The following is a 25,059-nucleotide window of genomic DNA, read 5'->3' as shown; positions in this document are numbered from 1 at the left end:
ATGGCCGAGGGACCCCTCGATCTCTACCGTGCCGCCGACGACCGGTACGACCGCTTCGCGTACCGCCGGGTCGGGCGTAGCGGGCTGCAGCTTCCGCCGATCTCACTCGGCCTCTGGCACAACTTCGGCGACGATGCACCGCTGATGACCCAGCGCGCGATCCTGCGACGGGCGTTCGACCTCGGCGTCACGCACTTCGACCTCGCCAACAACTACGGGCCGCCGAACGGCTCGGCGGAGATCAACTTCGGGCGGATCCTGCGCGAGGACTTCGCCGCCTACCGCAATGAGCTGGTCATCTCTACGAAGGCAGGTTGGCAGATGTGGCCCGGGCCGTACGGGTTCCTCGGGTCGCGCAAGTACCTGCTGTCCAGCCTCGACGACTCGCTGAGTCGAATGGGCATCGACCACGTCGACATCTTCTACAGCCACCGATTCGACCCCGACACTCCGCTCGAGGAGACGATGGGTGCGCTCGACACGGCAGTGCGGTCGGGTAAGGCGCGGTACGCGGGGATCTCTTCGTACTCGCCGGAGCGTACGCGCGAGGCAGCGGCCATCCTGCGCGACCTGGGCACGCCGATGCTGATCCATCAGCCGTCGTACTCCATGCTGAACCGTTGGATCGAAGACGAGTTGCTCGACGTACTCGAGAACGAAGGCGCCGGCTGCATCGCGTTCTCGCCGCTGGCGCAGGGCGTACTCACCGACAAGTACCTCAACGGCGTACCCGAGGACTCTCGTGCTGCGCAGGGTAAGTCGCTGAACGATTCGATGATCAACGACGAGAACCTCGCCCACGTACGCGCCTTGAACGAGATAGCCAAGAGGCGCGGTCAGTCGCTCGCGCAACTGGCGATCGTGTGGGCGCTGCGTGATCCGCGGGTGACCAGTGTGTTGCTCGGAGCCAGCAGCGTCGCCCAGCTCGAGCAAAACGTCGCAGCCCTCGACAACCTCGCCCTCGATGACGGCGAGCTGGCCGAAATAGACGAGCACGCGGTCGACGGCAACCTCAACATCTGGGCGGCGTCGAGCGAGGCATGACCACCACGCAACCGGAGACCGGCGCGCCACTCGCGCCTCGTCGGGTTGCGCACGAGGCCAAGCACACCCTCGGCGGCGCGTGGGTGACGACCACGAACGGCCGATACCGCATGCTGCCGGGCGCTGGTGCGGCTGTCACCGTCACAGCGGACGGCGCCGTACGCATCTACGGGCCGCAGACCCATGCTTGGTGGGCCGATGTGCCAGGAGGCGCGACGGTCGGCGTCGACGTCCGGCCGGGTCGTCTCGGCGGCAAGATCTGCGGAGACGTACGCGAGCTCGCCGACCAGCAGATCGACCTGCGTGACCTGCTGCCCGGCCGGCAGGTGAGCCAGTTCGTCGACGCCATCCTCGCGAGACAGCACGATGCGGACGAGCGGGTAGGCGCACTGCAACGCGAGACGCTGCGTCTGTTCGGGGCAGCCGACCCGCGGGTCGTCGCCGTCGAGGAGACGCTGTGGTCGGGAGGGCCGGCCCCCGTCCGTACGCTCGCCGCAGACGCCGGACTCAGCGTGCGGCAGTTCCATCGCTTGTGTACGCGGGCATTCGGGATGGGCCCGGCAGCCCTGCGCCGGTTGGCCCGATTCGAGCGGTTCCTTTCGCTGGTCGGACGCTCGCCGCTGCCGCTCGCACAGCTGGCCCATGAGGCCGGCTACTTCGACCAGCAGCATCTGGCCCGCGACTGTCGGCTGCTGACCGAACGTACGCCGACCGAGGTGTTGGGGGCCTGCGGCTCGGCGCACTGAGGGCTTGCACGTGGGCTCCGTCGCGAGGAGTTTGGTGCGAATTGCACGATCGACGCCGTGGTGCGTGGTGCAATTCGCACCAAACTCCGCTGGGCGGGTAGCAACCGTGTCCGATCGGTACAAGAACGTGTCGCAACGACCCGGGCATGATCGAAGCGTGAACGAGACCACTGACCGCAGCTACGGTACGCCGCGGGCGTACGAGGCGCTGAAACGTGAGCTGATCGGATCCCTCGCCGGCACGGTGCTCGAGATCGGCGCCGGTAAGGGCGCCAACCTCGCCGCGCTGTCGCGGGTCGATCGCTGGATCGGCCTGGAGCCGTCGCGGGCGCGGTTCCGCACACTCGGCAAGGCGTCGCAGCGGCTCGGCGCAAGGGCAGAGGTGGTCCGCGGGCGCGCCGAGCGGCTGCCGCTTGCCGACCAGAGCGTTGACGCCGTTCTCGCGACCATCGTGCTCTGCTCCGTACGTGACCAGGACCGCGCGCTGGCTGAGATCGTTCGCGTACTTCGCCCGGGTGGCACGTTCGTGTTCTTCGAGCACGTGGAGCCGCAGCCTCGTACCTGGAGCCATCGTGCGGCAAAGGTATGGGCACCGATCTCGCGCGTCGTCGACCACGGATGCGATCCCACCCGACGTACGTGGGAGGCGCTGGAGCGTTCGGAGTTCGATGATCTGAGCGTGCGCTGGTTCGAGTTGCCTGCCGGGTTCGGCTTGCGGATGCCGTACATCGGGGGTGAAGCGGTCAAACGCTGAGCCGTATGCTCAGGCGATGAGATTGACCCTGCTCACCACCGAGCATGCGAGCGTCGTCCAGGAAGTCATCGAGTCGCAGAGTACGTACACCGAGCGGATTTCGGGCTCTGCACCGGGCGAGCATGACGGTGAGGAGCTCTTCGCCATTGGCCCGGACGGAATCGACGCCAAGCTGGTGTACGGGGCATGGCAGCGCGATCGCCTCGTGGGCGTTGTCGACGTACTGCTCGGCTATCCGCGCAAACACGTCGCCTTCATCGGTCTGCTCATGGTGCACGGCGCGGTCGGGCGCGGCGGCTACGGGCGACGGATCCATGAGGCGGTGATCGACGCGGTACAGGTGCGTGACCCCGATGCAGACACCCTGCGACTGGCGGTCGTCGACACCAACGCCGACCAGGCCGCGCCGTTCTGGCGAGCGCTCGGCTATGAGCCCACCGGCGAGGTGAAGCCCTACAGCAACGGCACGGTCGAGAGCGTCGCCCGACTCTGGGAGCGTCCGCTCGTCATGCCGGATCACCCCGCGAAATCAGGCTGATCTCCTCGGCGTCGAGGGCATCGAGTGCGCCGGTGAGCACCTCGGCGTTGTACGTGCCCTCCGCGCGGACCTCCAGCAGCGCCTCACGCCGGGCGCGCACCAGCGCGAGCGCGTGTTGGCGTGGGTTCAGGTCGTCGGCCGGCACCTCGACTCCGCGCAGGAGGGTCAGCAACGCACCTCGGTCGGCCCGTTCCTGCTCGGGATCGGGCATCGAAGGTCGAAGCATGCGGACGACGAGCGCGAGCGTGCCGCCTTGGAGCAACAGCGAGAAGGTCGCCACCGAGTAGGCGATCAGGACAAGTACGGACCGGTGCGGCGCGTCCTCCGGCAACGTCTGCGCCGCGGCCACCGTGACCGCACCGCGCATACCGGCCCAGACGAGCAGCCCGCCGTCGCGCCAGCTCAACGGCGATGCGACGTAGTAGTCGACGTCGGCCATCATCCGCCCGATGCGTACGCGGAACCGCTCGATGTCGAACGTGCGGCGCCTGCTCCTCGCGGCCGCGCGTGCCTCGATGTCCGCGACCCGGTCGGGATCATCCAACGCGCTGCGTATCTCGTTCAGTCGAGGGCTGAGGCGTTCTCGGCGATCGGCACGCCGACGTACGGCTCGAAGCAGCGGCGTCACGTACGCGGCTCTGATCACGATCGTGAGCAGCAGCGCGATCGCCGCCAACGCGACCGATGAGGCGATTCCGGTCTCGCTCTCGCGTACGTCTCCGATCACCGCCGAAAGCTCCAGCCCCATCAGCAAGAAGATGGTGCCTTCGAGGACGAGCTCAACGGTTCGCCAGTTCTGTGCATCCGAGAGTCGATGCTGTGGTGACAGGTCGCGTGGGGCGTGCCAGCCGGTCACGACGCCGGCGACGACTGCGGCGACCAGCCCCGACGCACCGATCTCCTCGGCAGGTATGGAGGCCACGAATGGTGCCGTGAACGAGATGACGGTGTTGATCGCGGAGTCCTCGACCCGCGCACGGGCGGCCACATTCAGATGACCGACGATGACACCGATGACGACCGCGGCCAGCACTGCGAACGCAAACTTGCCGATCGCCTCCCAGAGCGCGAACGACGCTGCCGCACTCGCGACAGCCGTACGCAGGAGTACGAGTGCCGTCGCGTCGTTCAGCAGGCTCTCGCCCTCGAGGATCACCATGACCCGAGGGGCGACGCCCATCCGTTTCGCGATCGCGTTGGCCGCGGCGTCGGTCGGGCTGATCACTGCCCCGAGGGCGACTCCCCACGCGAAGTCGAGGCCCGGGACCGCCCAGGAGAAGAATGCACCCAGCACGAGCGAGCTCAACACGACCAGGACGACCGAGAGCCCGCCGACCGCACCCAGATCGCGACGCAGATTCATCGTCGGTACGGAGACGGCCGCCGAATACAGCAGCGGCGGCAGCAGTCCGGCGAGCACGATCTCGGGTTCGATCTCGACCTCCGGCGTGAACGGGAGCACGCTCACGGTGATGCCGAAGAGTACGAGCAACAGCGGCGCAGCGACACCGAGGCGATTGCCCAGCACGCCGCATCCGGCGATCACCAGCAGGCCCAGGACGCCGACGATCATCAGGTCCACAGTGGCTCTCGCCTCCGGTCGGGTCGTTCAGAGTCGCGCGGCACGAAGCTCGTCGTACGCCGAACGGCAGGCCTCGGCCACCGCTGCATCGTGGTCCGACAAGGTGAACTCGCGAGGTCGCCACGGCGAGAAGCCCGTGGACGCGTGCACGGCGTCGTACCAGTACTTCGCCCAGACGCCGTCGCTGTCGCGCGGACCTTCGGGCCACGCGAGCATCGCGGGCTCGAAGTCGATGCCCGCCCAGGCGCACAGTCGGCGCAGGTACGCCTCGGGATCGGCGAGGAAGTCTGCGGAGTCGATGACGGGCACCTCGAGACCTTGCTCTCGCCAGTACCTGTGCAGTCGGACCTGCTGGAGCAGTCCGATGTCTTCGGGCTCGCAGGACTCGCGGGCGCGTACATAGGACGCGACGACCTCGCGCGGCTCGCGGATGAGCAGCGCGTTGTGCTGCCGCAGTGTCCAGGCGAGGTCGAGGTCGTCGGGGACGTGCTGGGCCATGTGCTTCGCGTACAGGACCGCCGTGTCATCGCGGTCGAGGAGCAGCTCGATGACCCGATTGAGATCGGTGTCCTGCGAAGCGATGATCTCGTCGCGCCCCGGATGGTCTAGCTGGGTGCGGGAGAGGTACGCCGCGTACATCGGTTCGTCCAGGACCGCCGTGTCGGAACGGTTCTCCCACGAGCGCATGAGCGCGGTCGAGATGTTCCTCGGACCTGACCACATCGCGACGCGTACGGTCATGGCGTCACCGGGGCGGTACGCGGGCCGACGTCGGCGGCGACGAACTCCCGATAGAGGCCCTGCAATCGCTCGACGATCGGTCCGCGGGTACCCGTGCCGATCGTGCGGCCGTCGACGGTGTGGACGGGCACGAGCCCGGCGAACGTACCGGTTACGAACGCCTCGTCGGCCGAGTAGACATCGGTCAGGCTGAACGTCGTCTCGCGAGCGGTGATGTCCGCATTGCGGCACATGCGCAGTACGTTGCCGCGGGTGATGCCGCCGAGACAGAACCGGCCGTCGGACGTCCACACCTCGGGTTCGCCGTCATCGTCGTGGCGAACGATGAAGAAGTGCGTGCTGTTGCACGTTGCGACGAACCCGTGCGGGTCGAGCATCAGAGCTTCGTCCGCGCCCGCGGTGTAGGCCTGGATGCACGCGGTGATGTCGTTGAGCTTGCTGTGCGCGTTGAGCTTCGGGTCGAGGGTGTCCGGGGTCGCCCGGCGTACGTGCGTCGTGAACAGCGAGATGCCGCGCGCGACCGTCTCCGGGAGCGGGTCCTTGTGCTCGCAGATGATCACGATCGTCGCCGGGCCGATCGTCACACGCGGGTCCTGGTACGGGGTGCTCTTCACACCGCGGGTGACCATCAGGCGTACGTGGACGCCGTCGGTCATCTCGTTGGCCTGCAGCGTCCGGTAGATCGCAGCGGTGAGCTCGGCGCGGTCGAGGCCGACGTCGATCATCAGCGCCTGGGCACCCTCGTACAGCCGATCGAGGTGTTGTTCGAGGAACGCGGGATGCCCGCCGCTGACGCGCAGGCCCTCCCAGATGCCGTCGCCGAGCACGTACCCGGCGTCGAAGACCGACACCGTTGCCTGGTCGCGTGGCACCAGGTCGCCGTTGACGTAGATCAGGACGTCGTCGTTGCGGGAATCGTCCTCGTAGTCGTGGGTTCCGTGTGCCATGACGGGACTGTAATCCCGGCGCGCGGCCATGCGGTGTCCGGGTCGGGGGAGCGCCAGGTGCAGGACATTCGACCTGATTGGTTCCCTGCCGGCCATCTTCCGTTATCATTCCGTAATCGGGGCTTGTGGGTGATCCTCGCGAGCACGTGATTGAGGGAGAGTTATTCAGTGAAGGTCTTCGTGACCGGGGCGACCGGTGCCATGGGGCGGGCAGTCTCCAGCGCGCTCCATCTGGCCGGCCACCAGGTGGTCGGTCTCGCGCGGCATCCCGAGCGGGCGCACGTCCTGGAGAGCATGAACGTCGAGCCGGCTCCGGGGAGCCTGTTCGACCGAGAGAGTCTTGCCGAGGCGATGTCGGGCTGCGATGTCGTCTGCAACCTGGCAACGCATGTCCCGGTGAGTACGACCGGCCTACGGCCGCGCGCCTGGCGGGTCAACGACCGAATCCGCTCCGAGGGGTCGCGGGTCGTCGCGGCCGCGGCGCGCGACGTCGGTGTGCCCCGGCTCATTCAGGAGAGCGTGTCGTTCTTGTACGCCGACGCGGCCGAGGAGTGGATCACGGAGTCGAGCCCGATCGAGGTGACGCGCGTTGCCGAGCCCGTCGTACTCGCCGAGACCCACGCCCAGGAGTTCGCCTGCGCATCCCGCGAGTCGGTCGTCCTCCGCTTCGGCAACATCATCGGCGATGACGCGCTCACCCGGCGTCGGATCGCTCGTGCACGGGCGGGGCACGCCGTCGGCATGGGCAATCCCGAGAGCTGGACGCACGTCATCCACTCCGACGATGTCGGGTCGGCCGTGCTTGCCGCCCTGACCGCGCCGACGGGCATCTACAACGTCGGGGCTGCGCCGATCCGCCGCGGTGAGCTCGCCGCGGCGTACGCCGAGGCGGCCGAGCAGGAGGAGTGCTCGTTCTACCCTCGGCTGGTGGTCAAGCTCGGCGGCGAGCGGCTGGAGTGGATGACCCGCTCGCAGCGCGTGAGCTCCGACGAGTACGCACGCGCGGCCGGGTGGAAGCCGACAATGGACGAGTTCGGCGCGCACTGGCTGCGGCCGTTGATCGAGGCCGGCGTTGCCTGAGTCGACGGGCCGGCCTGAGCCCGGCGCGAAGCGTCGCGGACGCCAGGAGCAGGCCACCGATGTGTTCGGTGACCTGCTTCCCGATACGACCAGCGATGAGTCCGCGCGGGCCTGGGGCGATCGCGACGGATCGCGCGACGACGATCTGCTACGCGACGTACCGCCCCATCACGGCTAGTGCCCTGCGCTAGGCGGAGTGGTTGCCGCCTCCGGCATTTCCGTCCGCATCGCGGGCGAGAATGTCGCGGATATCGGTAAGTAGATCGACATCGGTCGGGGCGAGCTCTTCCTCCTTGCCGAAGCGCTCCTGGAACTTGTTGTAGGGGAGCACGACGAGGAAGTAGACGGCAGCCGCAATGATCAGGAATGCGACGAGGTCATTGATGAACTGCCCGACCGGAATTTCGGCGACCTCGATGCCGCTGAAGTCCGGCTGGCCGCCGATCTTGCCCACGAGCGGCATGATGATGTTGTCGACCAGCGAGGTCACCACCGCGGCGAATGCAACGCCAATGACGAAGGCGACTGCAAGCTCGACGAGGTTGCCGCGCATGATGAAGTCTTTGAATCCCTTGAGCATCTGAAATCCCTCGTTCCGTTTCACCCGAGATCGGGTAATTCCAGGCGGTACGCTACCCGATTCGGCGCCGAGATTTCGGTTAGCAACCCGCTACTGAATGTTTCAACTACGAGAAACCACGACTCCGAGCTGCATTCTGGTGGCCGCGTCGGTGAGGGTCACCGCTTCGTCGGCAGGCACGTTCAGGACCAGCGCCGCACCCGCTGTCATGCCCGTGGTGGGCTCTTCCTCGGCCTCGGGCATCGCCACGACTTGGGCATGAGTGGCCAGAACTCGGCCACGGCCGCGCCCTTCGACATCGACGCCGACCACGTCGACGTACGTACCGACCTCGACGCCCCACAGGGACTGCGGGTCGGTGACTCGTACGGTCGCGAGCGACGAGTCGGCCGGGTAGCCGTCGAGCACATCGGTGGTGAGCAGGCGCAGATCGGTGATGGGCTCGCCGTCACGCACCGGGGCACCGACGACCTCGCCGACGACCGGCTCGAGGTGCTCGTAGGAATGCGTGGCAGCGTCGTCGGCGCGTACCTCGCGGATCTCGACATCGTCGTCGGAGAGCGTCACGCCCGAGTCGAGATCGTGCGCTGCGACGACGACCGGCCGGGTCGCCGGATCGTCCGGGCGCAGCGCGGACAGGCCGGCGGCCACCGCCAAGGCTGCGCAGACACCGGCGACGAGCCTGCGGCGGGCGAGGACGAAGCGGCGCAGACCGCGCCAGGCGGGCCGGAGAAGGTTGGGGCTGGAATAGGACGTCGGTGGTTTCACATGGGAGCACTGTAAGTGCCTACGCACGAGATGGCGCAGTTATCCACAGCCCGATCCGCCGTCACTCGAGACGGTGCCGGGAGGAGCTACTCAGGCAGACGCGCCGCTGGTGGCCTTCGTACCCGAGCCGGACTTGGAGTCGGTCTTGGAATCGCTCTTCGATCCACCCGAGGAGTCGGAGCTCGACGCCGTCTCGGACTTCTTCTCCGAGCTCGACGAGCCCGACGACGACTCGCTCTTGTCTGCTGCGCGGCTGTCGTTGCGGTAGAAGCCGGAGCCCTTGAATACGACGCCCACAGCGTTGAAGACCTTGCGCAGCCGACCGCCGCATGCGGGGCATTCGGTCAGCGACGGGTCACTGAAGCTCTGCTGAGCCTCGAGCGGCTCGCCGCATTCGGTGCACTGGTACTGATACGTGGGCACAGTTGGTTCCTCTCCAGACAGACGCCCCTAGGTCGATCTGCCGGTGTCGATTCCCGGCCGATTGCCGCAGGGGCTCCACCGTCCATTATGAGTGGTCCGCGCAACCCGGTGAGCAGGGGCCCGTAGACTTTGCCGGACATGACCGCGCATCCCGCCCCGGCAAGTCACGGAGTCGCCAGATGACCGAGTGGCTGTTGCTCGGCCTCTCCCTGTTCCTGATGCTGTCGTGCGGTGTTTTCGTCGCCGCCGAGTTCTCCTTCGTCACCGTCGACCGAGCGGGTGTCGAGCGCGCCGCCGAGCGCGGCGATCGTGGCGCCGCCGGCACTGCCTCGGCGCTTCGGAGCCTGTCCACCCAGCTCAGTGGTGCGCAGCTCGGCATCACGCTGACGAACCTGTTCATCGGCTACCTCTCCGAACCCGCGATCGCCGGGCTGCTTCGTACGCCGCTGCGCGACCTCGGCGTGAGCGACGGCACTGTCCCCGGGCTTGCCGTCGCCCTGGGCATCGCGATCAGCACAGTCGTGACGATGCTCATCGGCGAGTTGATCCCGAAGAACCTCGCGATCGCCCTGCCGAGAGGCACCGCGTACGCAACACAGCGCCCGATGCGAGCGTTCACCGCGGCGATGGCCTGGCCGATCGGCTGGCTCAACGGCGCGGCCAATCGGATACTTCGGTCGATGAACGTCGAGCCACAGGAAGAGCTCGCGTCGGCCCGGATGCCCGAGGAGCTGTACTCCCTCGTACGCCGCTCCGCGGAGGAGGGCACCCTCGAGCCGAAGACGGCTGACCTCGTCGCGCGCAGCATCACGTTCGGCGACCGTACTGCCGCCGACGTGCGCACGCCGCGGATGCAGGTGCGCTTCCTCGACGGCAAACAGAGCGCACTCGACCTCGTGGAGGCGGTACGCGAGACCGGCCACTCGCGGTTCCCGGTGACGGGTAAGACGACCGACGACGTACTCGGCGTCGTACACATCAAGCAGGCCGTCGCGATCGAACCCGACCGGCGCCGCTCGACCCGACTCGAGTCGCTCGTCACTCCCGCCGCCGTCGTACCCGACACCCTCGAGCTCGACCCGCTCCTCGTGCTGTTGCGCCATCAGGGCATGCAGATGGCGGTCGTCGTCGATGAGTACGGCGGTACCGACGGCGTGGTCACGCTGGAAGACCTCGTCGAGGAGATCGTCGGTGAGATCGCCGATGAGCACGACCGCGCTCAGCTCTCGAAACTGCGGCCGAACGCCGACGGCTCATGGCGGCTGTCGGGGATGCTGCGGCCCGACGAGATCGAGGATGAGTCCGGCATCGCGCTGCCGACCAGTGAGGACTACGAGACCGTAGCCGGCCTGGTGCTCAAGGAGCTCGGGCGCCTGGCCGAAGTCGGTGACGAGGTCACCGTACGAGCAAGTGAGCGACCCGATACCGACGACGACGATGACGACATCGCGCACCGTCGGGTCGACGTGCGGCTTCGCGTCGAGCGCGTCGCCGGGCGCCGGATCGACCGCATCACGATGCGCCGGCGGCCGGCAACCACGGAGGAGGCGTCATGACCGGATGGTTCGGGATCGTCCTGACGCTCGTACTCCTGCTGCTCAATGCGCTGTTCGTCGGCTCGGAGTTCGCGCTCGTATCGGCTCGGCGCGACCGGCTCGAACCGAGTGCGGCGGCAGGGTCTCGGCCCGCGCGGTTGGCACTGCGTGCGATGCGGCAGGTCAGCCTGGTGATGGCCGGTGCGCAGCTCGGCATCACGATCTGCACGCTCGGCCTCGGCGCGATCTCGGAGCCGGTGATCGCTCATCTGATGGAGCCGGTGTTCGAGCTCGTGCAGGTGCCGCACGGCCTGGTGCATCCGATCTCGTTCGTCATCGCGACGGCGCTGGTGGTCTGGGCGCACGTCGTACTCGGCGAGATGGTGCCGAAGAACCTCGCGCTCGTCGATCCCGAGCGGGCAGCAGTGATTCTCGGGCCGTTCATGCTGGTCGTCGTCTGGATCCTCCGGCCGGTGGTCGTCGTGCTGAATGCGGTCGCCAACCTCGCCGTACGCGCCATGCGCATCGAGCCGAAGGACGAGGTCGCGTCGTCGTACACCCGTGACGAGGTGACCGGGCTGGTCGACGAGTCGCGGCGCGAAGGTCTGCTCGACGAGGATGAATACGGGTTGCTGTCGCAGGCGCTGGAGTTTCGGGAAGGCACCGTCGACGACGTGCTACTGCCGCGTTCCGAGCTGGTCACCTTGCCTGAGGGTGCGACCGGCGTCGAGGTCGAGGAGGCCTGCGCCGCCAGTGGGTTCTCTCGGTTCCCAGTGGTCGACGCCGACGACGAGATCATCGGCTACCTGCACGTGAAGGACGTTCTCGAGACCGACGCCGATGCGCGCCTTCTCCCGGTCGCGGCCAAGCGGGTACGCGCCCTTCCGACCGTCCCGCAGGGCTGCGGGCTGTACGAGGCGCTACGTGCGATGCAGGCCCGGGAGTCGCATGTCGCGCGCGTCGTCGATGCCGAGGGCACGATGGTCGGTGCCGTGATGCTCGAGGACGTACTCGAGGAGCTGATCGGCGAGGTCGCCGCTTAGCGTCCCGTCAGCGGTCGATCTGGCAGCTCACCGTGCGTACGGGTGTGACGACGATGTGGACCGGTGCGTCATGCGGCTCGACCGGCACCCGCGGCAGTAGCTCGTCGTCGAAGATGACCGCCACCCGCGGCGTACTCTCGCCGACCGTTGCGAGCGCTCGGTCGTAGTAGCCGGCGCCGCGGCCGAGCCGGTGACCCATCGCATCGGCCGCGAGCGCGGGTACGACGATGACGTCCACATCGCGCAGGGCTTCGCTCGGCAACACAGCGGTCGTCGGCTCCGCGATGCCGTACGCCGCTGTGCGAACCTCGTCCGGACCGACGTACTCCGCCCAGCCGAGCACGCGGTCGGGCAGCGTCACCGGTGCGAGGACGCGTACCCCGGCGACTGCCAGCCGGTCGGCGAGCTGCCACGTTGGCGGCTCGGGTCCGGTCGAGAGATAGAGCGCCACCGACGACGCGGAGGCGACCTGGGGGAGTGCGATGAGCCGGTCTGCGATCAGCGTGCTCGCGTCGGCGAGCGCCTGAGCACTGCGAGTCGCCCGCTGCCGCGACAGATCCGCACGCAACGCCGCCTTGTCACTCACCGTCGCCACGCTACGCCTACCATGTCGTGCCATGAGCGCTGACGGGTTGCGGCAGGCACGGACGAAGATGGCAGAGGGAGGCGTGCACGAGCGCGCGATCGGCGTGTTCGCTCACTACTACGAGCAGGTCGAGTCGGGAGCCACCGGCATGATCGCGGAGGCCGACGTCGACCCGCTCGTCGATCCGCCCCGACTCGTTGACCTCGACCCCGCCCCTGCGCAGGTACGCGAGGCGCTCGACGCCACGGCGGTGATCAAGCTCAACGGCGGCCTTGGCACCTCGATGGGCATGGACCGCGCCAAGTCGCTGCTGCCCGTGCGCGGCGAGCGTACGTTCCTCGACCTCATCGTCGAGCAGGTGCGTGCACTGCGCTCTTCGTACGACGTGCGGCTACCGCTGGTCCTCATGAACAGCTTTCGTACCCGTGACGACACGCGCGCCGCGCTCGCTCCGTACGCCGATCTCGCCGTCGACTCGCTCCCGCTCGACTTCCTGCAGAACCGCGAGCCGAAGCTGCGCGCCGACGATCTGACGCCCGTCGAGTGGCCGGCCGATCCAGACCTCGAGTGGTGTCCTCCCGGGCACGGTGACCTCTACACCGCCCTCGAGGTCTCCGGCCTGCTGCAGCGGCTGCTCGATGAGGGCTACCGGTACGCCAGCGTGTCCAACTCCGACAACCTCGGCGCCGCGCCCGACCCGCGGATGGTCGGCTGGTTCGCGGCATCGGGAGCGCCGTACGCCGCCGAGGTGTGCCGGCGCACGCCCGCGGACCGCAAGGGCGGCCACCTCGTCGTACGCAAGAGCGACGGCCGGCTGATTCTGCGCGAGACCGCACAGACGCTTCCCGACGACCTCGCCGCCGCGAGCGATATCGACAAGCATCGGTTCTTCCACACCAACAACCTGTGGTTCGACCTGCGGGTGCTGGCTGAGACGCTCGACCGCACCGGCGGCGTGCTCGGCCTGCCGTTGATCCGCAACGAGAAGACCGTCGACCCGACCGACTCGTCGTCGCCGAAGGTGATCCAGATCGAGACGGCCATGGGCGCGGCGGTCGAGGTGTTCGATGGCGCCGTCGCGGTCGAGGTACCCCGTTCGCGGTTCCTGCCGGTCAAGACGACCAACGACCTGCTGGTGTTGCGTTCCGACGTGTACGACACCGACGATCGCGGCATCGTTTCGCTGCAGTCGGAAGCCGCGCCCTTGGTCGATCTCGACCCGTCGTACTACAAGGTGATCGCCGGCTTCGACACGCGCTTCCCGAAGGGTCCGCCGTCGCTCGTACGCGCCGAGTCGCTGACGGTGCGTGGCGACTGGACCTTCGGGAGCGAGGTCACCGTCGAAGGCGTCGCGACGCTGGACGACCCGGGCGTACCGTCCGCCGTCGACGACGGAGCGAACCTGACTGGCGGCTGAGCGCTGCTACCGCCCCACACGTGGTTGGGAGTTCGGTGCGTAGTCGTTGGTGTACACCGTCCGGATCAACGACTACGCGCCGAACTCTCACCGCACTTCGCCGGATCGCTAGGACCACGGTCTACCCTTGCTGACCATGGCCCCACCATCAGGACATGCGGCCGAGGGCATGCTCTCGGTCGAGGAGCACCTGCGCAACATCCTCGAACGTCTCGGACCCCTTCAGCCGTACGACCAGCCGCTGCTCGAAGCATTGGACCTGCCGGTCTGCGAGGACATCGAGAGCACCATCGACCTGCCGCGCTTCACCAACTCGGCGATGGACGGGTACGCCGTGCGTCACGCCGACGTCGAAGGCGCGACGGACGACCGGCCGGCCGTGCTGCCGGTCGTCGGTGAGTCGGCCGCGGGATCGGCCACCTCGTACGCGATGTCGCCCAGTGCGGCGATCAAGATCATGACCGGCGCGCCCGTGCCGTCCGGTGCAGACACGGTCATCCCGATCGAGGCGACCGATGGCGGCGACGGCCAGGTGACGGTGTACGAAGACCGTCCGCGCGGCGCGCACATCCGCCCGGCTGCCGAGGACGTACGCGTCGGAGATCTGGTGCTCGAAGAGGGCACCGTGCTCGGGGCCCGCGAGATCGGTCTGCTCGCCTCGTTGGGTCGCTCGCAGGTTCGGGCTCGTCCACGACCACGCGTCGTGGTGATGTCGACCGGAACCGAGCTCCGTGAGCCCGGTCAGGACGTCGGTGACGACGCGATCTACGACGGCAACAGCTACATGCTCGCCGCGGCGGCGCGGTCGGCCGGCGCGATCGCGTACCGCGTCGGAATCGTCCCCGACAGCCCCGATGACTTCACCGCTGCGCTGTCCGACCAGCTCGTACGCGCAGATCTGGTGATCACGAGCGGCGGCGTGAGCATGGGCGACTACGACGTGGTCAAGGAGACACTCTCGCGGTTGGGCACCGTCGACTTCGTGCAGGTTGCCATGCAGCCCGGCAAACCCCAGGGCTTCGGATTCGTCGGGGACGAGGGCACGCCGATCCTCACCCTTCCGGGCAACCCGGTTTCGGCGTACGTGTCGTTCGAGGTGTTCGGGGTCCCGGTGTTGCGCCGGATGATGGGCCGGCTCCCGTACCGTCGTCCGCTCGTGCACGCGACCCTCTCCGAAGACCTCACGTCTCCGGACGGAAAGCGCCAGTACGTCCGTGCCCATTTCGAGGTCAACCACCGGGGCGCGAAGGTGACACCGGTCGGAGGCGCCGGGTCGCATCTGATCGGTGGCTTGGCCGGCGCCAACGCATTGATCGTCGTCGACGAGCACGAAACCGCGCTGAACATGGGAGATACCGCTAACGTGCTCGTGCTGGATCAGAGTTTCTGAGGAGAGCAGTGAGCGAGCCAGGCGAAGCGGGTCTCACGCACGTCGACTCGCGCGGCGCTGCGCGGATGGTCGATGTTTCGGCCAAGAACGTCACGGCACGGTCCGCGACCGCCTCCGGTCGGGTGCGCGTATCGACCGAGGTGGTCGAGCTGCTTCGCGGAGCGGGCGTGCCGAAGGGCGATGCGCTCGCCGTTGCGCGTGTCGCCGGGATCATGGGCGCCAAGCGCACGCCCGATCTGGTCCCGTTGTGTCACCCGCTCGCGATCAGCGGTGTCACGGTCGACCTTGAGGTGGCCGATGACGCGGTCGAGGTGAGTGCGACCGTACGTACGGCCGACCGAACGGGTGTCGAGATGGAGGCGCTGACCGCGGTGATGACCGCCGCGCTGACCGTGATCGACATGGTGAAGGCGGTCGACAAGCATGCGATCGTCTCTGACGTACGTGTGACGGCGAAGTCGGGTGGGCGTTCCGGCGACTGGAGCGAGTCGTGAGGGCCTGCGTGATCACGTCATCGAACCGCGCGGCGGCGGGGGTGTACGCCGACACCGGCGGCCCGATCATCGCGGAACGTCTACGTACGTGGGGATTCTCGGTCGACGACCCGGTCGTGGTGGCCGACGGTGATCCGTTCGGCGATGCCCTTGGGGCGGCGGTTGCCGACGGGTTCGACGTGATCATCAGCACCGGCGGCACCGGCCTGACGCCGACCGATGTGACTCCCGAGCAGACGCGTCGCGTGATCGACCGGGAGATTCCCGGCATTGCCGAGGCGATCCGGGCGTACGGGGTGGCGGCCGGCGTTCCGACCGCGGTACTGTCACGCGGCCTGGCCGGGGTGGCCGGTACGTCGCTCGTGGTCAACCTTCCCGGGTCGAGCGGCGGGGTGAAGGACGGACTCGCGGTGCTGGAGCCGCTGCTCGCGCATGCCGTCGACCAGATCAACGGCGGCGACCATCCACGGACGAGCGGTGATGCATCCTGATTCCCGGATGGCCGGCGACGTTGGAGCATGGCGCGCTGCAGCTCAGGCCGCTGAGCCGGCGTGACGCGGGTACGTGGCAGCGACTGCACCAGTCCAACCGCGACTGGCTGCAACGCTGGGAGGCGACCGTGCCGCGCGGCGGTCCGCACGCGCCGCAGTCGTTCCGCCGGCTCGTCCGTTCGCTGCGTCAGCAGGCCCGCGACGGTCGAGCGTTACCGTTTGCGATCTGCTACGACGGACCGATGATTGGCCAGCTGACGGTCGCCGGCGTGACCTGGGGGTCGGCGCGATGGGCGCAGATCGGCTACTGGATCTCGGAGGCGTACGCCGGCCGCGGACTCACCACGCTCGCCGTCGCGATGACGGTCGACCACTGCTTCAGCGCAGTGGGGCTGCACCGGATCGAGATCGCGATCCGACCGGAGAACGCCGCGAGCCTTCGGGTCGTAGAGAAGCTCGGCTTCACCGAGATCGGGTTGTCGCGCGCGTACCTCCACATCGACGGCGACTGGCGTGACCACCTGCTCTTCGCGATGACCGTCGACGAGGCGGGCGGGCGGCTGGTCGATCGGGTGGCTGACGCCGCCGACGTCTGAGCGGGCGCTCGGCGAGCCGAATCACACCAGTCACACAAGTTCTCAGCCGACACACCGCTCGGTGTACGGGACCTCGACCCCCGTACCGCATACGGTTTCTTACGTGGTTACGGGACTCATCTACGCAGCGATCGTCGTGCTGTGGGCGGCGTACTTGGTGCCGCTCGCGCTTCGTCGCTACGACGAGGCCTCGCACGACCGTCCGGTCGAGTCCTCATCGCGGATGAGAATCCTGCGGAAGGGGCGTACCCACTCCTCCGATGCCGACTCCGACGCTGACGCCGACGAAGCTGCCGAGCAGACCCCGCAGCCGAAGTCGACAACCGAGCCGGCCAAGAAGTCGGAGCCGGTGCCGAGCACGCAGCGCAGGTCGGCACCGACCGTCACCGCCCCGGTCGTGGCCGAGCAGCGCGAGTCGACCCGGATCGCGATCCGGCGGCGGCGCCGTACGCTCGGTGCCCTGCTGTTCGCCACCGCGCTCGTCGCGGGTTCGGCGTACGCGCTGATCGTGCCGTGGTGGTCGGTCGCGATACCGGGCGGTCTCGTACTCGCCTGGTTGGTCGCCTGCCGAATCCAGGTGCTCGGTGAGATCCAGGCTGCCGATGCGCCGAAGGCAATGGGTGACGAGCCGGACGACGAGCCGACCATTGTGATCTCGGCACAGCTCGAGGACTACCAGCCCGCCCGCAAGAACGTCATGCTCGATGAGCCGCTCGCCGACGACGCGCTCGATGAGCAGTTCCACGAGGCCGTTCCGGTGGCGACCGCCGAGGGTGGATCGCTGTGGGATCCGGTGCCCGTCACCGTCCCGACGTACGTCGACAAGCCGCGCGCCGCGCGTACCGTTCGTACGATCGACTTCAACGACCAAGATGCCTGGACCTCCGGCCACGTCGAGGGCGAGCAGACCGAGCTGCCTGCCGACGACAGCGATGCCGAAGACCAGAGGCGCGCTGTCGGAGACTGACAACCAGCGTGGTATCTTCGACTCCGGCGTAAACGCCTTGGGGCTGTGGCGCAGTTGGTAGCGCGTCTCGTTCGCAATGAGAAGGTCAGGGGTTCGATTCCCCTCAGCTCCACCCCACGCAAACCCCTCGTTGATGCAGGTCAGCCGGGGGTTTTCTGATTCCGTCACGGCTAGCGCGCCAGTGGCTACAGCGCTTCCTCGCTTCCACGTGTGCCCGTGGCGTGCCCGGGGCTTCGGTTGAGGCGTTTCGAGGCCGGCTGAATCGGCTCCCGTGCCGAGGAAATGCAGGTACCGGTTCGTGGTCGCGATCGACTCGTGTCGGTCGCGGGTGGCCGTGTTGCGTGCCACTTCTACACCCCGTCTAACTCTTGACGTTGTAACGCATTATCGATAAACTCTTGACATATCGCAAGAGAACGGGGACGATGAACAGCGACATCAAGGATTGGGCCGACTGGGCGGTCACGCAGGGCTGGAAGGTCGAGGATGACAGCAAGGGATACACACGGTTCTTCGACCCGAGCGGCGACTACGTGGCGTACTACCCAGCGACGCCGAGCAACGCTCGCCGCCGCATGGCAGACCTGAAGGTCGCACTCAAGAAGGCGGGGCTACAGATACCGCCACCGAGCAAGAAGGAACAGCGCGCGATGCGCCGGAAGCAGGGAGGGAAGTGACGATGATGTGGGCTATCTCGATGACGTTCGATATCGAGCCTCTGACGTTCGGGCGGATGGTCGAGCTCGAGGAGAATCACGATGCTGTCGCCGCGAACGTTCCCGGGGGTGTCGACGTCACGCTGCACGAGTCTGGCGACCCGGTCAAGGCGATCGGCCTGGCGTACGACTTTGCCCGCGACGTTATGCACGCCGAGCCTGTCGCGTACGAGATCACGGATGAGGAGCGACGCATAGTCGATGCAGATGCACCGACGCTGCCTCGGATGGTGTCAGCGCCCGAGGTTGGAGAGATGCTTGGCGTGAGTCGCCAGCGGGTGTACCAACTGCAGCAGACGGGTGGGTTTCCTGAGCCGTTGTTCCGGTTGCGTACCGGGCCGGTCTGGGATGCGGCTGCGGTTGAGGCGTTCGCGCGTACGTGGGATCGTCGGCCGGGTCCGAAGTCGAAGGCGTCCTGACTTCGCAGAACGAACGAAGGTGCGGCAGTGATCGCTGTCGTCGAGGTCGGGGTGGCCCTGCGCCGTCCGCCTCGCGAGGATGCCGTGGTCCGCTGCGTCGTGTCGTCGGACATCGAGGACGAGAGCGCCGCTCAGACTGACTGTGAACTGACGGCGCATGCTCTCGCGTACGTACGGCCAAACGTCGTGATGCCGGTTCGGGTGGAGACCGTCGACTTCCTGGAGATCTAGCGTTCGAGGTCGGAGCGGGTGAGTCTGCGGGGGCATTTCGTCGACTGGTTCTCGGCCCGCGAATTCGGATGCGAGCGGCGGATCCGTATGTGATCATCGGGCTTGCTCGTACGTACGGGGAGGCGGGGCTGATGACGACAGTCGAGCAGCTGCGGCCGATCGACGTCTCGGACTGGCCGCGGTACGAACACTTCGAGCATTACCGCCGGCAGGTGCGGTGTACGTACGCGATCACCGTCGAGGTCGATGTCACCGAGATAGCCGCAGCGCTGCGGGCCAAGCGACGCAAGACGTACGTCGCGCAGATCTGGGCGCTCGCGTCGCTGGTGAACCAGTACGCGGAGTTCCGGCTCGCGCTGGCTGCCGACGGTGCCCCGGCAGTATGGGATGTCGTCCATCCCGCGTTCACGGTGTTCAACCCGCAGCGCGAGACGTTCGCGGCCGTGTGGGCGCCGTACGACCCCGATTTCGCGTCGTTCCACGAGCGCGCTGCGGAACTCCTGCGAGAGCACCGGACGGCCACGACGATGTTCCCGCAAGGTGACCTGCCCGCCAACTGCTTCGACGTCTCCAGTCTCAGCTGGACGCCGTTCTCGTCGTTCAGCCTGCAGATCGACGGCGGCACCGAGCACCTGCTTCCGATCTTCACGCTCGGCAAGTACGTCGAGCGCGACGGACGCACCCTGCTACCGCTCGCCGTTCAGATCCATCACGCCGCGGCAGACGGCTTCCACACCGCCCGGCTGATCGAAGGTTTCCGCGCCCTGGCCGCCGACCCACATTGGATCCGCTGATGCAGATGCACGCCGATCAGCTCTACATCGACGAGGCGATGGGGCGCCGGATCGTCGACGAGCAGTTCCCGCATTGGCGCAGCCACGACGTACGTGCGGTCGACGGTGGCGGCACCGTCAACGCGATCTTCCGCATCGGTGAGCGGCTGGCTGCGCGTTTCCCCTTGCAGGGTACGGATCCCGAGGCGATACGACGCGACTTGGAGAGCGACGCGGAGGCCGCTGCGGAGTTCGCGACTCTGGTACGGGTGCCGACGCCGGAGCCGGTGGCAATCGGTGAGCCCTCGGAAGAGTATCCGCTGCCCTGGAGCGCGCAGACCTGGCTCCCGGGCACGGTTGCCACGGTCGACGACCCTGCGGCGTCCGTTGCTTTCGCAGAAGACCTGGCCGCGCTCATCGAAGACCTGCGCGCCGCCGACGTACGCGGTCGTACGTATGACGGCAGCGGTCGCGGCGGCCACCTGCCCGACCACGACGAGTGGCTGGACACCTGCTTCGCCGAAAGCGAGGGCCTGCTCGATGTCGCGCGCCTGCGTACGTTGTGGGCCGACCTGCGCACGCTCCCCGAGAACGACCCAGACGCCATGTGTCACAAGGATCTGATCCCGCCCAACCTCCTCGTCAGCGAAGGTCGTCTCGCAGGCGTACTCGACTGCGGAGACTTCGCACCGGCCGATCCGGCACTCGACCTTGTCGCAGCATGGCATCTGCTGGACAAGCCACGTCGGCGGATACTGCGTGACTTGCTCGGCTGCGATGACGTGCAGTGGGCGCGCGGCATGGCGTGGGCGTTCCAGCAGGCGATGGGACTCGTCTGGTACTACCGTGAGTCGAACCCGTCGATGAGCCGGTGGGGCAGACGTACGCTCGAACGCATCCTCGGCGATCGCGACGACTGAGCGCCGGCGTCAGCGCGCGTAGCGCACCTCGCCGCCGACAACCGTGCTGAGCACCTCGATGCGGTGCAGGTCGGTTGCCGGTTCGGTGACAGGATCCCGCTCGAGCGCGACGAAGTCGGCGTACTGCCCGGGCGCGATGCGGCCGACGCGGTCATCGATACCGGCGGCGTACGCACCACCGAAGCTGTACGCGAGCAGCGCCTCGCCGACAGTCAAGCGCTGATGCGGCTCCCACCCGCCGGCGGGTTCACCGGCGCGGTTCTGCCTGGTGACGGCGGCATGGATGCCGTACATCGGTTCGGCCGGCTCGACGGGGGAGTCGGATCCGAATGCGAGGTGAGCACCCGCGTCGGCGAACGCCCGCCACGGATAGTTAGCGAGATCGCGCCCGGCGAGGAGCCTGCCGGCGAGCCGGAAATCGGTCGTGCAGTGGGTCGGCTGCGACGACGGGATCACCCCGAGCGCGGCGAGACGGGCGACATCCTCAGGGCGCAGATGTTGCGCATGTTCGATGCGGTGGCGGAGACCGTGCCGCTGAGTGAGCCCGCGGACTGCCTCGTACGCGTCGAGTACGAGACGGTTGGCCTCGTCACCGATCGCATGGGTGGCGACTGCGATTCGGTTTGCGGTCGCCTTCTCCACGAGTTCCTGCAGCTCGTCGTACGAAAGCACGGCTATGCCGTGGTTGTCCGAGTCGCCGGTGAACCCAGCGCCCATGTGGGCGGTGTGCGATCCGAGCGCGCCGTCGGCGAAGATCTTGACCGGCCCGGTCGTGAACCACGCATCGCCGTCGCCGGTGCGCCGCCCGTCGACGACTGCCTTGTCGAGTGCGGAGACCGGGATGCCCTTGTGAACCCGTAGTGCGAGCGTCCCGCGGTCGCGCATCGTGAGGTACGCATCGCGTACCTCCTCGCCGTCGAGATCGGTGATGTGGGTGATTCCGTACGAGAGCAGGCGGTGCTGTGCATTGGTGAGTAGCGCTTCGACGTCTCGCCGATCGGCCGCGCCCGGTACGTGGTCGAGCAGGTCTAGGGCCGCCTCGCGCAGGATGCCGGTCGGAATGCCGTCGGAATCGCGAACGATCTCGCCGCCCGCGGGGTCCGGTGTCGTCGAGTTGATGCCTGCTGAGCGCAACGCGGCCGAGTTGACCCAGACGGTGTGTCCGTCGATGCTCGACAACGCGACCGGACGTACGGGGGAGACTCGGTCGAGGTCACGGCGGTTCGGCTGGACGGGAACAGCCCAGGTGTTGGAGTCCCAGCGTCCGCCGAACATCCAGTCATCGCCGGGGTGCGCATCCAGGTAAGCGCGCAGACGGTCCAGCGCCTCGTCGAGGTCGGCGACGCCGCGCAGGTCGAGTGCGTCGAGCTCACGGGCGAAGGTTGCCGAGTGGATGTGTGCGTCGTGGAATCCGGCGACCACCGCTGCACCCGGCAGGTCCTCGGTACGCGTACCCGTTGGCGCCTGCTCGCGCAGTCGTGCGTACTCGCCGATCGCAGTGATGGTGCCGTCGACCGTGAGGATCGCGTCGACCGGACCACCCGACCCGTCGAAGGTGTGGATGACTGGGTGACGGAACAGCACGGCGGCCATCGGAACTCCTTCGGCTCAGTTGGCAGGTGCGCGGTCGGCGCGATCGGTCAGTACGAGTGTCGGCGCTGCAGAACGGAGCGTACGGTGCGGTCGTCGTACGACTCGCCGAGCCACTCGAACAACGGCTCGAGCGTACGTGGGTCGCTGACGTAGTCGTCGTACCTGACGTGATGGGAGCTGTCGCCCAGATGCTCGTGGGCGGCGAGGATGCGCTCCTCGTGCTTGCTGAGCTCGGCGATCGGGTCGGGGAGTCGTGCCCACCACTTGGACTTCGCGACATCCTCGAGACGCCTGGTGTTGACGACGAAACGCGCGCCCGGAAACACGTCCCGGAAGAAGTCGAGGTACTGCGGCAGGTCGTCGTGCTGCCACCACCGGATCTCCTTGAACCCCACGACTCGACAGCCGGGCTCCGGCCGGAGGATGGTCGCGAGCGCGAGCTCTCGGATCTGGCGCAGTGACGGCGCAGTCGGAAACTCGTCCATCCCGAACCAAGGATCTGCTGTATCGCGCATCTCGGCCTCGAGCCGTGCTTCGCGCATCAGCACGGACTCGCGGTGGAAGTCGAACAGCGGTCGCATGGCGTCGCCGTTCTCGCCGCGTACCAGCCAGCCGGGAGTCGAGGACAGGATGCCTTGCAGCAGCGTCGAACCGGATCGTCCGTACGTCAGGATGAACACGTAGTCCAGCTCGGCTTCATCGTGGCGTTTCTGCGCCGATGCTGCCACCAGCTCTTGTTCGGCACGCTCCAATGAGCGGTTGAGGCGGTCGACCTGCTTGCGCAGTTTGCGACGGCGTTGGCGCGAATGCTCGAGCTCGGCGCGCAGCCGCTCCACGTCCTCGGTGAGCATGAGAGGACTATGCCATGCCGCCGTGTGCATGCGTTCGCTGCATCAGGGAAGCAGCAGAGCGGAGTCGCCGAACTCGTGCCAGAGGTAGCGTTCTGCTAGCGCTGCTTCGTACGCACGCCCGACCAGGCTGCTACCCGCGACGGCCTCCAGCAACAGCAGATGGCTCGCCTGCGGCTCGTGCCAGCCCGTGATGATGCCGTCGACGGTGCGTACGCCGCGATCGGGACCGATGACGAGATCGGTCCAGCCGCTCGCAGCTCGTACGCTGCCGTCGGTGTGCGCGGCAGACTCGATCGCGCGCGTGGCCGTCGTACCAACCGCGACCACACGCCCCCCGGCGCCGCGTGCGTGGTTGATCCGACGGGCCGCGCGATCCGTCACCTCGAAGCGTTCGGGCAGCGGAGACTCACCTGCTTCGAGCGACGAAACTCCTGTGTGCAACGTGATCGGCACGATGTCTACACCCGCAGCGACGAGCTCGGCGACAAGCCGATCGCTGAACGGCCTTGCCGCGCTGGGCATCTCGGCACTTCCTGGTTCGCGTGCGAACACCGTCTGGTAGTCGTGAAGCGGCCAGGGGTTGCCGACGTATCCGTACGTGATGGGCCTACCGTGCTCCTGCAGGTAAGCGGGCACATCGGGTACGTCGATGGTCGCGCGCCAGATGCGAGAGCCCTTGCGTATCGACGGATCGGGGTACGCCGACTGCAGTCTGAGCGACCCGTGGTCGAGCGTGATCTGCTCGCCCGGTCGGCTGTCGTGGATGCGGCAGGAGCCGTCCTCGCACCGCAGCTCGACCAGGTACGACGAGTCCGTGAGCGGGCTAGATAGGTGTACGGCGACATGCCTGCCGTCGGGGCGTACGCCGCGGAGCGCTGCCGGGAGCGTTGCCGAGTTGTTGACGACGAGTACGTCGTCGGGCAGGAGCTGTTCGGTGAGATCGCGGAACTGCCGATGTGCGATGCTCGATCCGGTCGCGACCATGAGGCGCACCTCGTCGCGGGCGAGGCCACGCGACTCCGGCGGTCCGGCCGCGCTCAACGACTCGGGCAGCTCGAAGATCGTCGCGGCCTGCGGGATCATGCGGCTCCGACCCGGTCGGCGAGATCTGCGGCGGTGACCCGACCCGATGGCGGGCGATCGTCGACGAGGTGGAGCACGGCGGGTACGACGGTTGCGGGCTCGGGGCGATCGGAGATGTCGTCGTCGGGGAACGCTGCCTGGTGCAGCGCGGTGCGCATATCGCCCGGGTCGAAGGCGTACGCGCGGATCTCGGGACGCTCTCGAGCGAGGATCGCCGTCGCGTGGTCGAGAGCTGCCTTCGACGGTCCGTAGCCGCCCCACCCTTCGTACGGCTCGACGGCGGCGTCGGAGCTGATGTTGACGACGATGCCCTGTGTCTCGGTGAGGTAGGGGAGAGTCGCTCTGATCAGGGAGAGCGGCGCGATGACGTTCGTGTCGTAGACCTGGCGCAGTGTCGCCACGTCGATGTCCGCCAATGCGGGCATGGGGCTTGCGCCGATCGTGCTCGCGTTGTTGACGAGCAGATCAAGGCGACCCGCGTCGCGTACCGCATCGACGAGCCTGCGCCGATGGGCGGGTTCGTTGACGTCGCCCGCGATGGCGGTCGTACGCGAACCCAGCTGTGCAGCGGCTTCGTTGAGCCGCGCGGGCGTACGCGCGTCGACGATCACGTGCCAGCCGCGGGCAACGAGTGCGGACGCGAGCTCGTACCCGAGTCCCTGAGACGCTCCGGTCACGAGTGCGGTGTGCTGTGGGTTGGTCATGCGGCGACCGTAGAACCTCAAGTGGAGTTCAGGTCAAGCGTGAAAAT

30 protein-coding genes and 1 tRNA gene are annotated in these 25,059 nt (G+C 67.6%); 20 read left to right on the top strand and 11 right to left on the bottom strand.

The genetic code is table 11. The features are described 5' to 3' along the window. The 4 genes from mgrA (at position 1) to MU582_18360 (ending at position 3,082) form a co-directional block, all read left to right on the top strand. Positions 1-1,044 (top strand): L-glyceraldehyde 3-phosphate reductase, encoded by a 1,044-nt coding sequence (gene mgrA, locus MU582_18375; GenBank protein ID UPK74380.1) that lies wholly within the window; start codon positions 1-3, stop codon positions 1,042-1,044. Then, on the top strand, positions 1,041-1,790 hold the full coding sequence (locus tag MU582_18370) for a helix-turn-helix domain-containing protein (GenBank protein UPK74379.1): 750 nt from the start codon (positions 1,041-1,043) through the stop codon (positions 1,788-1,790). The genes mgrA and MU582_18370 overlap by 4 nt, the downstream gene beginning before the upstream one ends. A 157-nt stretch (positions 1,791-1,947) precedes the next feature. Further along, complete coding sequence (locus MU582_18365) at positions 1,948-2,544, top strand: class I SAM-dependent methyltransferase (protein ID UPK74378.1); 597 nt, start codon at positions 1,948-1,950, stop codon at positions 2,542-2,544. A gap of 16 nt (positions 2,545-2,560) precedes the next feature. Further along, positions 2,561-3,082 carry a GNAT family N-acetyltransferase gene (locus MU582_18360; GenBank protein UPK74377.1) on the top strand — a complete coding sequence of 174 codons (522 nt, stop codon included), beginning with the start codon at positions 2,561-2,563 and terminating at the stop codon, positions 3,080-3,082. On the opposite strand, the gene MU582_18355 is transcribed toward MU582_18360, so the two are convergent. Genes MU582_18355 through MU582_18345 form a run of 3 tightly spaced genes read right to left on the bottom strand, consistent with a single transcriptional unit; the run spans position 3,051 to position 6,352 of the window. After that, positions 3,051-4,655 (bottom strand): cation:proton antiporter, encoded by a 1,605-nt coding sequence (locus MU582_18355; GenBank protein UPK74376.1) that lies wholly within the window; start codon positions 4,653-4,655, stop codon positions 3,051-3,053. The two genes, MU582_18360 and MU582_18355, sit on opposite strands and share 32 nt — an antisense overlap. Before the next feature lie 36 nt (positions 4,656-4,691). Further along, positions 4,692-5,405: a sulfotransferase gene (locus MU582_18350; GenBank protein UPK74375.1), complete on the bottom strand. Its 714-nt coding sequence runs from the start codon at positions 5,403-5,405 to the stop codon at positions 4,692-4,694. Continuing rightward, positions 5,402-6,352 (bottom strand): aminotransferase class IV, encoded by a 951-nt coding sequence (locus MU582_18345; GenBank protein ID UPK74374.1) that lies wholly within the window; start codon positions 6,350-6,352, stop codon positions 5,402-5,404. The genes MU582_18350 and MU582_18345 overlap by 4 nt, the downstream gene beginning before the upstream one ends. Before the next feature lie 168 nt (positions 6,353-6,520). Between MU582_18345 and MU582_18340 the strand changes: the two genes are divergently transcribed. Further along, positions 6,521-7,432 carry an NAD(P)-dependent oxidoreductase gene (locus MU582_18340; protein ID UPK74373.1) on the top strand — a complete coding sequence of 304 codons (912 nt, stop codon included), beginning with the start codon at positions 6,521-6,523 and terminating at the stop codon, positions 7,430-7,432. Then, positions 7,425-7,610 carry a hypothetical protein gene (locus tag MU582_18335; GenBank protein ID UPK74372.1) on the top strand — a complete coding sequence of 62 codons (186 nt, stop codon included), beginning with the start codon at positions 7,425-7,427 and terminating at the stop codon, positions 7,608-7,610. The genes MU582_18340 and MU582_18335 overlap by 8 nt, the downstream gene beginning before the upstream one ends. A gap of 9 nt (positions 7,611-7,619) precedes the next feature. Here the strand turns inward: MU582_18335 and mscL are convergent, their stop codons facing one another. The 3 genes from mscL to MU582_18320 all read right to left on the bottom strand — a co-directional run bounded on the left by mscL (position 7,620) and on the right by MU582_18320 (position 9,203). After that, positions 7,620-8,012 carry a large conductance mechanosensitive channel protein MscL gene (gene mscL / locus MU582_18330; protein ID UPK74371.1) on the bottom strand — a complete coding sequence of 131 codons (393 nt, stop codon included), beginning with the start codon at positions 8,010-8,012 and terminating at the stop codon, positions 7,620-7,622. Between the two features lie 102 nt (positions 8,013-8,114). After that, positions 8,115-8,780, bottom strand: coding sequence for an SAF domain-containing protein (locus tag MU582_18325; protein UPK74370.1), 666 nt, complete (start codon positions 8,778-8,780; stop codon positions 8,115-8,117). A 90-nt stretch (positions 8,781-8,870) separates the two neighbouring features. After that, the gene (locus tag MU582_18320; protein ID UPK74369.1) at positions 8,871-9,203 is read right to left on the bottom strand and encodes an FmdB family transcriptional regulator; all 333 of its coding nucleotides are present in this window, start codon (positions 9,201-9,203) and stop codon (positions 8,871-8,873) included. A gap of 179 nt (positions 9,204-9,382) precedes the next feature. On the opposite strand from MU582_18320, the gene MU582_18315 reads away from it, so the two are divergent. Both MU582_18315 and MU582_18310 read left to right on the top strand, forming a co-directional pair. Continuing rightward, positions 9,383-10,759, top strand: coding sequence for a hemolysin family protein (locus MU582_18315; protein UPK74368.1), 1,377 nt, complete (start codon positions 9,383-9,385; stop codon positions 10,757-10,759). Continuing rightward, positions 10,756-11,781, top strand: coding sequence for a hemolysin family protein (locus MU582_18310; GenBank protein UPK74367.1), 1,026 nt, complete (start codon positions 10,756-10,758; stop codon positions 11,779-11,781). Before MU582_18315 ends, MU582_18310 begins: the two co-directional genes overlap by 4 nt. 7 nt (positions 11,782-11,788) lie before the next feature. Here MU582_18310 and MU582_18305 read toward each other — a convergent pair whose 3' ends face one another. After that, complete coding sequence (locus MU582_18305) at positions 11,789-12,367, bottom strand: 5-formyltetrahydrofolate cyclo-ligase (protein UPK74366.1); 579 nt, start codon at positions 12,365-12,367, stop codon at positions 11,789-11,791. Between the two features lie 31 nt (positions 12,368-12,398). Here MU582_18305 and MU582_18300 point away from each other — a divergent pair, with 31 nt between their 5' ends. The 12 genes from MU582_18300 to MU582_18245 all read left to right on the top strand — a co-directional run bounded on the left by MU582_18300 (position 12,399) and on the right by MU582_18245 (position 20,781). Then, the gene (locus MU582_18300) at positions 12,399-13,784 is read left to right on the top strand and encodes a UTP--glucose-1-phosphate uridylyltransferase (protein ID UPK74365.1); all 1,386 of its coding nucleotides are present in this window, start codon (positions 12,399-12,401) and stop codon (positions 13,782-13,784) included. Positions 13,785-13,920: 136 nt separating this feature from the next. Further along, on the top strand, positions 13,921-15,174 hold the full coding sequence (locus MU582_18295; GenBank protein UPK74364.1) for a molybdopterin molybdotransferase MoeA: 1,254 nt from the start codon (positions 13,921-13,923) through the stop codon (positions 15,172-15,174). 65 nt (positions 15,175-15,239) lie between these two features. Further along, a complete protein-coding gene (gene moaC, locus MU582_18290; protein UPK77197.1) occupies positions 15,240-15,668 on the top strand; it encodes a cyclic pyranopterin monophosphate synthase MoaC in 429 nt (142 codons plus the stop codon). 8 nt (positions 15,669-15,676) lie between these two features. Continuing rightward, entirely contained in the window at positions 15,677-16,159 is a 483-nt protein-coding gene (locus MU582_18285) for a MogA/MoaB family molybdenum cofactor biosynthesis protein (GenBank protein ID UPK74363.1), read from the top strand. A gap of 20 nt (positions 16,160-16,179) precedes the next feature. Next, on the top strand, positions 16,180-16,755 hold the full coding sequence (locus MU582_18280; GenBank protein UPK74362.1) for a GNAT family N-acetyltransferase: 576 nt from the start codon (positions 16,180-16,182) through the stop codon (positions 16,753-16,755). Positions 16,756-16,858: 103 nt separating this feature from the next. Next, on the top strand, positions 16,859-17,722 hold the full coding sequence (locus MU582_18275; protein ID UPK74361.1) for a hypothetical protein: 864 nt from the start codon (positions 16,859-16,861) through the stop codon (positions 17,720-17,722). A 39-nt stretch (positions 17,723-17,761) separates the two neighbouring features. Beyond that, positions 17,762-17,834 (top strand) — tRNA-Ala (locus MU582_18270). Positions 17,835-18,147: 313 nt separating this feature from the next. After that, a complete protein-coding gene (locus MU582_18265; protein UPK74360.1) occupies positions 18,148-18,399 on the top strand; it encodes a hypothetical protein in 252 nt (83 codons plus the stop codon). Between the two features lie 2 nt (positions 18,400-18,401). Next, a complete protein-coding gene (locus tag MU582_18260; GenBank protein UPK74359.1) occupies positions 18,402-18,857 on the top strand; it encodes a hypothetical protein in 456 nt (151 codons plus the stop codon). 27 nt (positions 18,858-18,884) lie between these two features. Further along, the gene (locus MU582_18255; GenBank protein UPK74358.1) at positions 18,885-19,088 is read left to right on the top strand and encodes a hypothetical protein; all 204 of its coding nucleotides are present in this window, start codon (positions 18,885-18,887) and stop codon (positions 19,086-19,088) included. An 89-nt stretch (positions 19,089-19,177) separates the two neighbouring features. Further along, the gene (locus MU582_18250; GenBank protein UPK74357.1) at positions 19,178-19,882 is read left to right on the top strand and encodes a chloramphenicol acetyltransferase; all 705 of its coding nucleotides are present in this window, start codon (positions 19,178-19,180) and stop codon (positions 19,880-19,882) included. Next, positions 19,882-20,781: an aminoglycoside phosphotransferase family protein gene (locus MU582_18245; GenBank protein ID UPK74356.1), complete on the top strand. Its 900-nt coding sequence runs from the start codon at positions 19,882-19,884 to the stop codon at positions 20,779-20,781. Before MU582_18250 ends, MU582_18245 begins: the two co-directional genes overlap by 1 nt. A 9-nt stretch (positions 20,782-20,790) precedes the next feature. Here MU582_18245 and MU582_18240 read toward each other — a convergent pair whose 3' ends face one another. Genes MU582_18240 through MU582_18225 form a run of 4 tightly spaced genes read right to left on the bottom strand, consistent with a single transcriptional unit; the run spans position 20,791 to position 25,012 of the window. After that, the gene (locus tag MU582_18240) at positions 20,791-22,374 is read right to left on the bottom strand and encodes an amidohydrolase (GenBank protein ID UPK74355.1); all 1,584 of its coding nucleotides are present in this window, start codon (positions 22,372-22,374) and stop codon (positions 20,791-20,793) included. 47 nt (positions 22,375-22,421) lie between these two features. Then, positions 22,422-23,225, bottom strand: a complete 804-nt coding sequence (locus tag MU582_18235; protein ID UPK74354.1) for a sulfotransferase — start codon at positions 23,223-23,225, stop codon at positions 22,422-22,424. Between the two features lie 42 nt (positions 23,226-23,267). Continuing rightward, the gene (locus tag MU582_18230; GenBank protein ID UPK74353.1) at positions 23,268-24,308 is read right to left on the bottom strand and encodes an S-adenosylmethionine:tRNA ribosyltransferase-isomerase; all 1,041 of its coding nucleotides are present in this window, start codon (positions 24,306-24,308) and stop codon (positions 23,268-23,270) included. Then, complete coding sequence (locus MU582_18225) at positions 24,305-25,012, bottom strand: SDR family oxidoreductase (GenBank protein ID UPK74352.1); 708 nt, start codon at positions 25,010-25,012, stop codon at positions 24,305-24,307. The genes MU582_18230 and MU582_18225 overlap by 4 nt, the downstream gene beginning before the upstream one ends. Positions 25,013-25,059 lie beyond the last annotated feature (47 nt).

The sequence above is a fragment of the Nocardioidaceae bacterium SCSIO 66511 genome, assembly GCA_023100825.1.
Classification (GTDB): Bacteria; Actinomycetota; Actinomycetes; order Propionibacteriales; family Nocardioidaceae; genus Solicola.
The sequence above is the reverse complement of the archived record's forward strand: the minus strand, read 5'-3'. Positions and strand labels throughout refer to the sequence as shown.

Coding starts and splice junctions, on each gene's coding strand:
- mgrA (UPK74380.1), top strand. CDS start 1: ATGGCCGAGGGACCCCTCGATCTCTACCGTGCCGCCGACGACCGGTAC.
- MU582_18370 (UPK74379.1), top strand. CDS start 1,041: ATGACCACCACGCAACCGGAGACCGGCGCGCCACTCGCGCCTCGTCGG.
- MU582_18360 (UPK74377.1), top strand. CDS start 2,561: ATGAGATTGACCCTGCTCACCACCGAGCATGCGAGCGTCGTCCAGGAA.
- MU582_18355 (UPK74376.1), bottom strand. CDS start 4,655: ATGATCGTCGGCGTCCTGGGCCTGCTGGTGATCGCCGGATGCGGCGTG.
- MU582_18350 (UPK74375.1), bottom strand. CDS start 5,405: ATGACCGTACGCGTCGCGATGTGGTCAGGTCCGAGGAACATCTCGACC.
- MU582_18345 (UPK74374.1), bottom strand. CDS start 6,352: ATGGCACACGGAACCCACGACTACGAGGACGATTCCCGCAACGACGAC.
- mscL (UPK74371.1), bottom strand. CDS start 8,012: ATGCTCAAGGGATTCAAAGACTTCATCATGCGCGGCAACCTCGTCGAG.
- MU582_18315 (UPK74368.1), top strand. CDS start 9,383: ATGACCGAGTGGCTGTTGCTCGGCCTCTCCCTGTTCCTGATGCTGTCG.
- MU582_18310 (UPK74367.1), top strand. CDS start 10,756: ATGACCGGATGGTTCGGGATCGTCCTGACGCTCGTACTCCTGCTGCTC.
- MU582_18300 (UPK74365.1), top strand. CDS start 12,399: ATGAGCGCTGACGGGTTGCGGCAGGCACGGACGAAGATGGCAGAGGGA.
- MU582_18295 (UPK74364.1), top strand. CDS start 13,921: ATGGCCCCACCATCAGGACATGCGGCCGAGGGCATGCTCTCGGTCGAG.
- moaC (UPK77197.1), top strand. CDS start 15,240: ATGGTCGATGTTTCGGCCAAGAACGTCACGGCACGGTCCGCGACCGCC.
- MU582_18265 (UPK74360.1), top strand. CDS start 18,148: ATGAACAGCGACATCAAGGATTGGGCCGACTGGGCGGTCACGCAGGGC.
- MU582_18260 (UPK74359.1), top strand. CDS start 18,402: ATGATGTGGGCTATCTCGATGACGTTCGATATCGAGCCTCTGACGTTC.
- MU582_18245 (UPK74356.1), top strand. CDS start 19,882: ATGCAGATGCACGCCGATCAGCTCTACATCGACGAGGCGATGGGGCGC.
- MU582_18240 (UPK74355.1), bottom strand. CDS start 22,374: ATGGCCGCCGTGCTGTTCCGTCACCCAGTCATCCACACCTTCGACGGG.
- MU582_18235 (UPK74354.1), bottom strand. CDS start 23,225: ATGCTCACCGAGGACGTGGAGCGGCTGCGCGCCGAGCTCGAGCATTCG.
- MU582_18230 (UPK74353.1), bottom strand. CDS start 24,308: ATGATCCCGCAGGCCGCGACGATCTTCGAGCTGCCCGAGTCGTTGAGC.
- MU582_18225 (UPK74352.1), bottom strand. CDS start 25,012: ATGACCAACCCACAGCACACCGCACTCGTGACCGGAGCGTCTCAGGGA.